This is a genomic window from Sulfitobacter sp. W027, from assembly GCF_025143985.1.
GTDB lineage: Bacteria > Pseudomonadota > Alphaproteobacteria > Rhodobacterales > Rhodobacteraceae > Sulfitobacter.
In genome coordinates this window covers 129,403-141,174 of record NZ_CP083566.1, presented here as the reverse complement: position 1 = coordinate 141,174, position 11,772 = coordinate 129,403, and the positions used below count along the sequence as shown (strand labels likewise).

The 11,772-nt window shown below is 62.8% G+C and carries 12 protein-coding genes; 8 read left to right on the top strand and 4 right to left on the bottom strand.

Annotated elements, in window-relative coordinates; all coding sequences use genetic code 11:
- Nucleotide 1: 1 nt before the first annotated feature.
- Nucleotides 2–778, bottom strand: a complete 777-nt coding sequence (locus K3759_RS18160; protein WP_243263584.1) for a GntR family transcriptional regulator — start codon at nucleotides 776–778, stop codon at nucleotides 2–4.
- Nucleotides 779–867: 89 nt separating this feature from the next.
- Between K3759_RS18160 and K3759_RS18155 the strand changes: the two genes are divergently transcribed.
- The 4 genes from K3759_RS18155 to K3759_RS18140 all read left to right on the top strand — a co-directional run bounded on the left by K3759_RS18155 (nucleotide 868) and on the right by K3759_RS18140 (nucleotide 5,922).
- Nucleotides 868–2,415 carry a UxaA family hydrolase gene (locus K3759_RS18155; protein ID WP_259985993.1) on the top strand — a complete coding sequence of 516 codons (1,548 nt, stop codon included), beginning with the start codon at nucleotides 868–870 and terminating at the stop codon, nucleotides 2,413–2,415.
- 24 nt (nucleotides 2,416–2,439) lie between these two features.
- Entirely contained in the window at nucleotides 2,440–3,753 is a 1,314-nt protein-coding gene (locus K3759_RS18150) for a nickel-dependent lactate racemase (protein WP_259985992.1), read from the top strand.
- Nucleotides 3,753–4,934, top strand: a complete 1,182-nt coding sequence (locus tag K3759_RS18145) for a LarC family nickel insertion protein (RefSeq protein WP_259985991.1) — start codon at nucleotides 3,753–3,755, stop codon at nucleotides 4,932–4,934. Before K3759_RS18150 ends, K3759_RS18145 begins: the two co-directional genes overlap by 1 nt.
- A 79-nt stretch (nucleotides 4,935–5,013) precedes the next feature.
- On the top strand, nucleotides 5,014–5,922 hold the full coding sequence (locus K3759_RS18140; RefSeq protein WP_259985989.1) for a LysR family transcriptional regulator: 909 nt from the start codon (nucleotides 5,014–5,016) through the stop codon (nucleotides 5,920–5,922).
- On the opposite strand, the gene K3759_RS18135 is transcribed toward K3759_RS18140, so the two are convergent.
- Complete coding sequence (locus K3759_RS18135; protein WP_259985987.1) at nucleotides 5,923–6,648, bottom strand: SDR family NAD(P)-dependent oxidoreductase; 726 nt, start codon at nucleotides 6,646–6,648, stop codon at nucleotides 5,923–5,925.
- Between the two features lie 84 nt (nucleotides 6,649–6,732).
- On the opposite strand from K3759_RS18135, the gene K3759_RS18130 reads away from it, so the two are divergent.
- From K3759_RS18130 to K3759_RS18115, 4 genes are all read left to right on the top strand, one after another.
- A complete protein-coding gene (locus K3759_RS18130) occupies nucleotides 6,733–7,602 on the top strand; it encodes a 3-hydroxyacyl-CoA dehydrogenase NAD-binding domain-containing protein (protein WP_259985985.1) in 870 nt (289 codons plus the stop codon).
- Nucleotides 7,603–7,621: 19 nt separating this feature from the next.
- Nucleotides 7,622–8,449: a 3-keto-5-aminohexanoate cleavage protein gene (locus tag K3759_RS18125; RefSeq protein ID WP_259985982.1), complete on the top strand. Its 828-nt coding sequence runs from the start codon at nucleotides 7,622–7,624 to the stop codon at nucleotides 8,447–8,449.
- Nucleotides 8,450–8,495: 46 nt separating this feature from the next.
- A complete protein-coding gene (locus K3759_RS18120; RefSeq protein WP_259985980.1) occupies nucleotides 8,496–8,654 on the top strand; it encodes a peptidase M23 in 159 nt (52 codons plus the stop codon).
- A gap of 97 nt (nucleotides 8,655–8,751) precedes the next feature.
- Nucleotides 8,752–9,657 (top strand): bestrophin family protein, encoded by a 906-nt coding sequence (locus tag K3759_RS18115; RefSeq protein ID WP_259985978.1) that lies wholly within the window; start codon nucleotides 8,752–8,754, stop codon nucleotides 9,655–9,657.
- Between the two features lie 6 nt (nucleotides 9,658–9,663).
- Here K3759_RS18115 and K3759_RS18110 read toward each other — a convergent pair whose 3' ends face one another.
- Nucleotides 9,664–10,242, bottom strand: a complete 579-nt coding sequence (locus K3759_RS18110; protein WP_259985976.1) for a DUF1190 domain-containing protein — start codon at nucleotides 10,240–10,242, stop codon at nucleotides 9,664–9,666.
- Nucleotides 10,243–10,281: 39 nt separating this feature from the next.
- Entirely contained in the window at nucleotides 10,282–11,508 is a 1,227-nt protein-coding gene (locus K3759_RS18105; protein ID WP_259985974.1) for a glutathionylspermidine synthase family protein, read from the bottom strand.
- Nucleotides 11,509–11,772 lie beyond the last annotated feature (264 nt).

Here is an 11,772-nt window from a genome sequence, read left to right as displayed (position 1 = left end):
ATCAGGGCTTTTCCGGGGTGAAATACTCCGGGAAAGCCGCCCGCTTCTCGGTCATGCGGTCAACGGTGCGTTGCAGGTGTTGGCGCAGCGCCTCCATCGCGGCAGGGGCATCGCCCGCTTCGATCCCATCAAGGATCCGGCTGTGGCCGCCGATCACGTCCTTGTTGTTGAGGATGCGCCCCGCCTCATCGATGTCATCCAAATGCAGGCGGCGCAGACGTTCCAGATGGCCCGCGTGGCTGCGCATGATGCGCTGGCTTTGCACATGGCCCGCCGCCACAAAGAGGGTCTGGTGAAACACCTCGTCCAACTCCTGAAAGGTCGGCACATCGCCGGGCTGGTCAGAAATGCTGCTTTGCAAGGCGACGATGCTGCGCAGTCGGGTGAGGGCTTCGGGCGCGATTTCGGCGGCCAAGCGGCGCACGACTTCGGTCTCAAGCGCGATGCGCATGAACTGCGCTTCGCGGATCGCCGACATGTCGATTGGCGTCACCAAAGTGCGCGATTGCGGGTAGATCTTGACCAGCCCCTCTTTGGCAAGCTGCTGCAGCGCATCGCGCAGCGGCGTCAGGCTCACCCCATGGGTCTCAGCCAGTTCGGCGCGCAACAGCGGGGTGCCGGGCGGCAGGTCGAGCCGGACAATCTGATCACGCAACGTGGCATAAACCCCGCGCCCCGTCGGCCCACCCTCGAAGAGACCCAGATCGGCCCCGCCGCCCAAAATGCTTTTGGCGAGGGTCTGCGCGCTCTGTGCTGAAGGTTTGTTCGATGAGGTCATGTGGGCTCTTCCATAGCTGTTAAATCTAATATATCAGTTAATGACATCTTACCGAAGCGGTTTTTTCGACACCCTGGGGGGAGCATCCGATGGACAGCCAGACCATGCAAGAGGACAGACGCGCAAAGGTGATGCTGCTGTCACCGACCGATAACGTGGTCGTGGCGACCTCGGCGGTGCCCCAAGGCGCGGTATTGCCGCAAGACGGGCTGCGTGCCAACCACGATACGCCCCAAGGTCACAAGATTGCGATCCGCCCGATCCAACGCGGTGCCCCGATCCTGAAATTCGACACAGTCATCGGCTACGCGGCAGAGGATATCGCCGCAGGCGATTGGCTGCACAGCCATAACATCAAATTCGATGCGGTTGACAAAGACTATGCCTTTGCCCGCGATTACGCCCCGACCAAGCTGCTGCCACCGCAAGAGCGCGCGCAGTTCATGGGCATCCGCCGCGCGAATGGCCGCGTCGGCACGCGCAACTACATTGGGCTTTTTGTCACCGTGAATTGCTCGGCCACCGTGGCGCGCAAGATCGCCAATTACTTCGACGAAGAGCGGATGGAGGCTTGGGAGAATGTCGACGGGGTGATCCCCTTCATCCACGAATCCGGTTGCGGGATGGAGCTCACGGGCGAGCCGATGGACCTGCTGCGCCGCACGCTCTCGGGCTATATCCGCCACCCCAATCTGGCCGGGGCCGTGGTCCTATCACTAGGCTGTGAGCGCAACAATCTGGCGCAGTTCTTTGAGGAGGAAGGACTGGCCGAGGGCAAGATGCTGCGCACCATCACCATGCAGCATGTCGGTGGCACGGCCCGCGCGATTGCCGATGGCAAGGACGCCGTGCGCGAAATGCTGGATCAGGCCAATGCCGTGCGGCGTGAGCCCTGTTCGGCGGAACATATCACCATCGGGATGCAATGCGGCGGGTCGGACGGGCTTTCGGGGCTCTCGGCCAACCCCGGCCTTGGGGTGGCGGCGGATATCCTCGTGCGCAACGGCGGCACGGCGATTCTGTCGGAAACGCCCGAGATTTTCGGCGTCGAACACCTCCTGACCCGCCGCGCGCGCAGCGAAGAGGTGGGCCGCAAACTGGTCGAACGCATGGACTGGTGGCTGGACTATACGAAAGGCCGCGACACGCAGATCAACGGCGTGGTCAGCCCCGGCAATCAGGCAGGCGGTCTGGCGAATGTGCTGGAAAAATCGCTCGGCGGGGCCAAGAAAAGCGGCAGCACTGGGTTGATGGAGGTCTACCGCTATGCCGAACCCGTGACGCAAAAGGGGCTGGTCTTCATGGATACGCCCGGTTTCGATCCAGTCTCTGCCACGGGGCAGATCGCGGGAGGGGCGAACCTGATTTGTTTCACCACCGGGCGCGGGTCGTGCTTTGGCTCCTACCCCTCGCCGACGATCAAACTCGCCTCCAACACGCCGATGTTTACCAAGATGCGGGACGATATGGACATTAATTGCGGCACGGTGATCGACGGCGAGCAGAGCCTAGAGGAACTTGGCCAAGCGATCTTCGAGCGCATCCTCGCCATCGCCTCGGGAGAGCAGAGCAAATCCGAAGCGCTTGGCGTGGGCGAAGAGGAATTCGCGCCTTGGCCGATTGGGGTCACGGGGTAACAGATGTCGAAGGGGAGGGCGCAGATGAAACCGAACTATGTAAAACTGGTCGAGGATACGCCGCTGCCGCGCATGGCGCTCTGCCGGCAAACCTTTGCCGCGACCCGGATCGACGCCCCGCGCGCTGCCGTGGCGGAGGCGATGCAGGCCGGTTGCGCGGACAAGATCAAGCCGGGCATGTCCATCGCAATCACTGCAGGCAGCCGCGGGCTGGCGAACCTGCCGGAACTACTGGCTGCCATCGTGGCCGAAGTCCGCGCGCGGGGGGCGCATCCTTTTGTCGTGCCCGCGATGGGCAGCCATGGAGGGGCCACGGCAGAGGGGCAAACCGCGTTGCTGGCGAAACTGGGCGTGACCGAAGAGAGCCTCGGTTGCGAAATCCGCTCGTCGATGGAAACCGATGAGATCGGCGTGCTCGACAACGGCATGTCGGTGCGGATGGACCGACACGCCAATGCCGCCGATGGGACCATCCTGTTCAACCGGATCAAGCCGCATACTTCCTTCCGTGCGCCGAACGAAAGCGGGCTGGCCAAGATGCTCTCGATCGGTTTGGGCAAGCAATCGGGGGCCGAGACCTGCCATTCGCGCGGCATTGATAACGTCGGCATCTTTGTCGCCAAAATGGCGCGGATGAAGCTTAAGCGTTGCAAGGTGCTTTTCGGCATCGGCACGATCGAGAATGCCTATGACGAACTCTCGCAGGTGGTCGCCCTCGACAGCGACGGGATGCTGGAAGCCGAAGCGCCCTATCTGCAAGAGGCGATGCGCAACATGCCCCGCCTGCCGCTGGGGCCGCTGGACGCGACTTCGGCCTCGGGCGATCTGGACGTGCTGGTGGTGGATGAGATCGGCAAGGAGTTCTCCGGCACCGGGATGGACCCCAACATCACCCATCGTTTTTCAAGCGAAAAGATGCAGGTCCATCTACATATCTCGCGCCTTGTGGCGCTTGGCCTGTCGCCGCGCAGCAACGGCAACGGCAATGGCGCGGCGCGGGCGGATGTGATCACGCAGCGGTTGGAACAGGATTTCGACCGCGAGGCGGTCTATGCCAATGCCATCACCTCTCAGGTGTTGAAACAGTCGAAAATTCCGATGGTCATGCCCTGCGACCGCACGGCGATCCAGACGGCGGTCAAGACCTGCGGGGCCGAGGATATCACCAAGGTCCGGCTGCTGCGCATCCCCAATACGCTGAAGCTTGAGTATCTCTATGCCTCCGAGGCGATGCTGCCGGAACTGCGCGACCGTCCGGGGCTGGAGGTGGTCGGTGATTTGCAAGAGATGCAATTCGACGACGGCCTGCTGCGCAACCCTTGGCCGGAGGGGCATTGATGCTAGGCCAAGGACTTCACCTACACCTCGACCCCGTCGGCGGTGCGGCAGGCGATATGTTCATCGCGGCGATGCTGCATGCTTTCCCCGAATTGGCCGAACGCGCAATGGCCGATGTCGCCGCTGTGCTCCCTGCCGAGGTGGGTCGTGCGGAACTGAGCGAACACGTCGCCTCGGGCATTACGTCTCGAAGGTTCGAACTGGTGCTGACAGCACCCGACGCGGGCAGGCGGCACGGGGCGGAAACGACCTACCGCGCCATGCGCGAGTTGCTGGAGAACGCGGCGCTATCGGACGGCACGGCAGAGGCCGCCTGTGCCATCCTCCACCGGATTGCCGAGGCCGAAGCGCAGGTGCATGACATCCCCATCGACCGGGTGCATTTCCACGAGATCGCGGATTGGGACGCGTTGATGGATGTGACCGCCGCAGGCAGCATCTGCGCGGCGCTGGCGGGGGCGACATTCTCGCTCGCGCCATTGCCCCTTGGCGGCGGGCTGGTCGAGACGGCGCATGGCAAACTGCCAGTGCCCGCGCCCGCAACCGCGCTGATCTTGCAGGGCTATGACTGGCATGACGACGGCGTGCCGGGCGAACGGGTGACGCCCACGGGGGCCGCGATCCTCGCCCATGTCACCGGAGGCAGTCCCATCGCCAGCCGTCCACCGGGGCGGCTGCGCTGTACCGGGTCAGGCGCGGGAATGCGGGTGATGAAGGGGCTGCCAAATATCCTGCGAGTCAGCGTCTTCGACACCGCCTCGGGGGGGATCGCGCAGGACAGTCTGGTGCAATTCGCCTGCGATATCGACGATATGACGGGCGAGGAACTGGGCGCGGCGGTGGATCGGTTGCGCGCGATGGAGGGCGTGGTCGATCTGCTGATGCTCAGCGGACAAGGCAAGAAATCGCGCCCGGTGACACGGCTGGAATTGTTGGTGCAGCCGCAGGCAGCAGATGCGGTCGCAGCGCGGGTGTTTGATCTGACGTCAACGCTGGGGCTTCGCCGCAGCTTAGTGGATCGTTTGATCCTCGCACGAGAGAGCGATGACAGCGGCCCGCTTCGGCGCAAACGCGCGACACGCCCCGGCGGGCATGAGACAATCAAGGTTGAGAGTGATGATCTTGCCGGTGCCGAAACCCTGCACGAGCGCCGAACCCGTGCCCGTGCGGCGGAAGGGTAGGGCGTCGGCGTCCGGTGATCTGTCTTGCTTATCACCGACCTGCGTGTGAAAAACCTCTGATGTCATTTCAGGGGACCGCATGGAAAAGCCGCTCACCGCCACGCTGCGTCAGTACGAGGTCTTTGTCGCCATCGCGGAGACGCTGCATTTTGGCCAAGCGGCGGCGAACCTCGGGGTGGCGCAACCGGCGCTGACGCAGCAGCTCAAACACCTTGAAACCGTCTTTGGTGGCGCGCAGCTGTTTGACCGCAATCGGCGTCGCGTGATGCTGACCGAGTTTGGCCGCGCGCTTTTGCCCGAAGCCCGCGCGCTGTTGCAGCAAGCGCGGCGGGTCGAGGCTGTGGCCGAGGCAGCGCGGAGCGGCGAGCGGGGTCGAATTGAACTGGCCTATGTCGGCTCGGCCTCCTACGCAGGAATTCTCGGGCGGCTTTTGCGCGAGCTGCGCACCGGGGCGGCGGATGTGGAGCTGATCTTGCGAGAGTTGGACATGGACCTGCAGATCGCCGAGATCGTCGCGGGCAGGCTCGACGCGGGTTTTGTCCGTCTGCCATTGTCGGGCGTGCCAGAGACTTTGGAAACCCGCAGCGTACATACCGAGGATATCCTGCTGGCCGTGCCCCCGGACCACCGTCTTGCGGGGGTGCCCTCTGTCTCCATGGCGACGCTGCGCGAAGAAAGTTTCATTTTCAGCCATCTCGGCCCCGACATGGGCTTTGCTGCCTGCGCCTATCAACTCTGCGCCGACGCCGGTTTCGCGCCCCGCGTGGCGCATCGCGCGCCGCAGTTCACTGCCATCGTGAATTTCGTCTCGGCGGGTCTGGGCGTCGCCTTCGTCCCCGCTTCCGCCGCGCGGATGAAGGACGCGGGCGTGTCGTTCCTGCCGATCAGAGACGCAAAGGTGCAAAGCCGGATCGGGCTGGCCTATCTGCGCGATCCGAGCAATCCGGTCCTGCGCAGGCTGCTCGACGCCATAGAGCTTGGAAGCTGACTACCCGACCGCCGTGCCGCCGCAGACAAAGACCGTCTGCCCGGTGATAAAGCCGCTGCGTGCATCGGCAAAGAAGGAAACCGCCTGCGCCACATCATCAGGCGTGCCCATTCGGCCCAGGGGCACCGCGTCAACGATGGCACGGGTTTCGGGGGCGTCTTTGGGATTGTTCTCCCAAAAGGCCGTCGTGGCGATGGGGCCGGGGGCGACGCAGTTCACCGTGATCCGGTCGCGTGCCAATTCCAGCGCCCAAGTGCGGGCCATGGATTGGATCGCCCCCTTGGTGGCGGAATAGAGCGTCCGGTCGCGCTTGCCCTTGGTAACGCGGCTGGTGTTCATCACGATCCGACCGCCGCCCGCCGCGCGCATCCCCGGCACCACGAGTTTCGCGGCAAGGATACTGGGGCGGAGGTTCAGGTGCATGATAGGGTCGAAGTCATCAATCTCTACCGCGTCGAAGGACGCGGGTTTCACAATGCCGACGTTGTTGACCAGACAGGTGACCGGCCCGAGTTTGAGGATGTCTTCCAAGGCGGCGCTGGTTGCCTTGGGGTCCGACAAATCGACCTGCTGCGCATCGGCGTGAAGGCTGGGATCCTCCGGCTCTGCGATGTCGAGCACGAAGACGCGCCAGCCATCCGTTTGCAGCCTGCGCGCGATGCCAAGGCCGATGTTGCGCGCGCCGCCGGTGACGACCGCATGGCGCGGGTGGGAGCTTGGAGTCACGGGGGCATCCTTTTCTCAATCAGTTGTTTACTTATCACCACCATCTAGTGATAAGTAAACAACTGATATCCGGGAGGGGATAACATGGCCGACCGCATCATCATCGTGGGCGCTGGCACGATGGGGCAATCCATCGGCAGGCTCTTTGCCAGCCACGGCTGGGCGGTGCATGCGGTCGACCCGACCGAGGCCGCACGGGAGGGGTTTGCGGTAACCGTCACTGGCGCCACGGCGAGCGCGAATTTGGACGGGGCAGGGCAGGCAGATCTGGCGCTAGAATGCGTGCCGGAGGACCTTTCGCTGAAACAACAGGTGCTCGCCTTCTTGGAGGCTGCGGTTCCGGAGGGGGCGCCGATCCTTTCCAACACATCCGGGCTAACACTCGAAGAGATGTCGAAAGGCATGCGTCACCCAGAGCGCGCCGTCATCACCCATTTCTTCAACCCCGGCGATGTGATCCCAGCGGTCGAAGTCGTCGCGGCCAAGGATGCGCCCGAGGGCCTGTGCGAAAAGGTCATGACGCTGCTGCGTGGCTTGGAACGGCGGCCCGTGCGTTTGGATCACGCGCCGCCCGGTTTTGTCGCGAACCGCATTCAACATGCGATCATGCGCGAATGCCTGCATCTGGTGGACCAAGGCGTCGCCAGCCCGGCAGAGATCGACGAGATCGTGCAGTGGTCCGTGGGCGTCCGCATGGCGCTTTCCGGCCCTTTTCGGCAGCGCGATCTGAACGGCTTAGGCACGCATCTCAGTATCGCCGAATATCTTTATCCCGACCTCTGCGACCGGCATGATCCGTCGGCTACGCTCGCCGATCTGGTGCGGCGCGGGCATCTGGGCAAACGCAGCGGCAAAGGGTTCTACGACTGGCCCGAGGGCGGGGACGCGGAGGCGGGGGCGAAGGATGAGGCGCTGCGCCGTGTCATCGCCCTTGCCCGCGACAGCGCCGATTGACCGAGAGCCGAGGACACCCATGACCAATAATCCTGCCATCATCTGCGTGGCCATCACCGGATCGCTCCCCACGAAGGCCGACAACCCGGCGGTGCCGATCGACATCACCGAACAGATCGAAAGCACCCAAGCCGCATTCGAGGCTGGGGCGACGATTTGCCATGCCCATGTGCGCACCGCCGATGGCACCCCCACCGCAGACCCCGACCGTTTCGCGCGGCTGCAAGAGGGGCTGCGCAAACATTGCCCGGGCATGATCGTGCAATTCTCAACCGGGGGTCGGTCTGGCGCGGGCAAGAACCGGGGCGGGATGCTACCGCTGCGGCCCGATATGGCCTCGCTTTCTGTTGGATCGAACAACTTTCCCAACCGCGTTTACGAGAACCTGCCAGAGCTTGTCGATTGGCTGGCAGGGGAGATGAAGACCTATAACATCCTGCCCGAGATCGAGGTTTTTGATCTGAGCCACATTCTACAGGCCAAGGCGATGGCAGACGCGGCCGCGATCCCGGCGCGGCCCTACATTCAGTTCGTCATGGGGGTGAAAAACGCCATGCCAGCGGACCGAGAAGTCTTCGATTTCTACATCCAGACGGTCAAGCGCCTTTTCGGCGATATCCCTTGGTGCGCGGCGGGGATCGGGCGGCATCAGGCGGAACTCAACGCATGGTGCGCGGCGGCAGGAGGGCATCTGCGCACCGGGTTGGAAGACAATATTCGGATGGACAGACAGACGCTTGCACCGTCCAACGCAGCCCTTGTCACCCGCGCAGCGGAGTTCTGCGCCGAGGCCGGTCGCCCTGTCGCCACACCGCAGCAGGCGCGCGAGATTTTGGGATTGGGCTAGGGCTTATTGGTCCTCAGCCACTACGATTTTTGATAAGGACATTCAGATGAAGAAACTGACATTCATACTCGCCACCCTTGCCAGCCCGCTTGCAGCGCATGAGGGCGCGCATGTGCATCCGCATGGCAACGATCCGTTTTGGGCGGTGGCATTGCTGTCGCTGGCGATCGTGATCCTCGCGGCGGCGGTGATGCGGCGCAAGTAGACCGTGGAGGGGTCAGGCCATCCCCCTGTTGCATCTTTCCCTTGCAGAGCAGAAGTTGCGTTCGACATAAACCGCTGCACTGCAAAAGGATCGCCCAATGATTGTCAGGGATCAGCCAAGCGCGCTGAAGCTGTTCTTTGTCCTACAGGGTTCGATCGTGCCGAATATCATCGGGCGGATCATCGGCGTGGCCGTGCTGACCGCCGTGGTTCTGCTGGTGGATCTACATCTCATTGAACTGCACCATGTCTCCATCGCGGCGATGGGGATTTTCGGCGTTGCGCTGTCGCTCTTCTTGGGCTTTCGCAACAATGCCGCCTATGACCGCTGGTGGGAGGCGCGCAAACTTTGGGGGGCGATGATTGCGGACCTGCGGACGTTGGGGCGCGATCTTTCAATCTTTGTAGGGCGGGGAGAGGACCGGGCCGAGATCCTATCGCTTGGGGTGGGGTTTGCCCATTTGCACCGGGGATTCCTGCGCGGTGCCGATGTGCAAACAGAAATCACAGGCTGGGTTGGCGACGACCAAGCCAAAGCACTGTTGGCCCAGACCAATCCCGCCGATGCTGCCCTGCGCGCCATGGCAGAACGGATCAGCCAGCTTGCAGCGCAGGGTGGGGTGAGTGGTTTTGGGCAGATGAGGCTCTCAGAAACGCTGGCCGCCCTTGCCGCAGCGCAGGCCGGGTGCGAGCGCATTCTCACCACGCCCTTGCCCTTCGTCTATTCGCTGATGGTGCGCCGCACGACCTACCTCTATTGCTGGCTGTTGCCCTTTGCGCTGATTGAGGCAACGAATTGGTTCGCGCCGATTTTTGCCGCGATAGTGGCCTATGTCTTTTTCGGTCTTCAGGCTGTCACCAACGAGTTGGAGCTGCCCTTTCGCAATGGGCATAACGGCCTGCCGCTCGACGCCATGTGCCGGATCATCGAAGTCTCTGCCGCCGAAGCGCTAGATCGCGCGCCGCCGCCCCTGATGACACCGAATGACCATGTGCTGACCTAGCGCCCTTCAGCCCCCAAAGCCGCGCGACCCGCCAGAGCGTCCAAAGCCGCCCCGCGATGCAGCGGTGGCGCGGGTCATCGGGGTTTTGCCGATGGTGGTGCTGGGCCGGGTGAATTGCGAGGTGCTGAGCTTGGCAGCGCCGCGATTTGCCGAATAGGTGCTGGAGCGTGCGGCATTGGTGAAGCGGCCATCGGAGGTTTTATACAGCGGCTGTGCTGCCGCCATCCCTGCGCGATTGCTCATCATATTGCCGATCAGATAGCCCGCCAGCAGGGGCATAAAGATCCCGCTTGAACCGCTCTGGGTCGCAGCTTCTTCAGAGCCACAAGCGCCTGCGCCATGCTGCTCTTCGCAAACCTCAAGACTGTCATAGCGCGGTGCGGATTCCACATGGAGGGTTTGCGCCTCATCAAAGGCGGTTTCGCATTGTTGCTGGGTGTACATCCCGCCGCTCGAGGCATCGGCCAGACAGCTTTGCAGGTCAGGGAAGGCGGCGGCATCGACCTTCTCCTCCTCGCATCCTGCAAGGGTAAAGGCGGCGGCGCCGACGATGGCGATGGAAACCCGTTTCGAGCGTTTGGTCATGGTGGTCGTCTTTCTGCCAAGGGGCTGCGGAGCAATGGGTTATGCGAGAATGTAGTGCGGTTTGAAGCGGGACAAATCCTGCGTGATGCGCGAGCGGTCCTCGCGGATGCCGATGCCGGCGCAGGTCTCACCGACGATCCAAGACCCGATCACGGGGCGGAAGCCGTCAAATTCAGGCAGGGGAGCATAGGCTTGGACAATGCGCGGATGGTCGGCGTAGTCGGTGTTTTTCGACTGTTCGATCACCTTGCCGGATTGGTGGATCGTCACCGACGCCCCCTCGCGCGAGAGGATCGGCTTGCGTACATGCGCCTCAGCCAGATCGGCCGCCACGCGGTCAAAAGCCTCCGCGCAGTCGGGGCCGGCAGGGCCACGACCGGAAAGCGCCTCCGCCACATCTGCCTCAAAGAAGGCGGGCAGCAGATTGGGATGGCCTTCGAACATCTGCCATAGAACGGGCAAGAGGCCCTTGTTCGACAGCAGCGCCTTCCAAGCGGGTTCCAGAAATAGGCAGCCCGACCCTTGGATATGCGCGGCATAGTCATCGCGCAGCAGGTCTTCCCACGGGTAGAGTTTGAACAACACGGCGATACGGCGGTCTTGATCGTCAAGGAATTGACCGTCATCGCTCAGCGCGATTTTGTCGAGGTCACAGTAATGCGCGCCCAAGCCCGCCTCGCGCGCGGCCCAGCCCATTGCTTCGACGGTGCCGTAGTCTTCGGGATTGTCTGCCACAGCGGTAAAATGCAGGTCACTCTCCGGCTCGAAGACATCGGCAAAACGGGCGACCAATGCTTCGTGGATGCCGTTGAACTGATCCGAGCCCTCCGGCAAAACGCCTGCCTTCAACTGATCCTCAAGCCATTGCCATTGAAAGGCGGCGCTTTCGTAAAGGGAGGTCGGTGTGTCGGCATTATATTCTAGCAGTTTGGCCGGGCGCGCGCCGTCATAGGCCAGATCGAAACGCCCGTAGATTTCAGGATCGCCCCGGCGCCAGCTTTCCGCTACGAGATCACGGTGCGCCTCCGGAATGGCCAGCCGCGTCATCAATTCCTCGCTGGCAATGATCTCGGCCACGGCCTCACGGCACATGCCATGCAACTCGGTCGAGGGGTCTTCGATGTCGTTTTCAATCTGCTCAAGCGACAGCGCATAGGCCGAGGTTTCGTCCCAATAGGGCTCGCCGTGCATATCGGCGAAGGTAAAGCCGACCTCTTCAGCATGAGCGCGCCAGTCTGGCCTCTCGGGCAAATTGATTTTTTGCAACGGTTTGCTCCCTCGGTTTCCTGTCTGCTTCTAGTCGGCTTTGGGCGAAGCAGCCAGAGGGGGATCGGGGTTGGGCGGCCTGAACCGGGGCCTGATGCTTGTAATCCGCATTATGTAATGTACGCGGTCAATGATCAGAACGCGAAAACCCGCTCGCTTTAGGCTGCTTTCCCCCCTCCGCTTGCCGCATAGCCCCACCGGCCTACCTCCGACCTAGCCGATTGCCGGAGGGTTCTGCCCCCCCGCTCCCATTTAGCCAAAGGA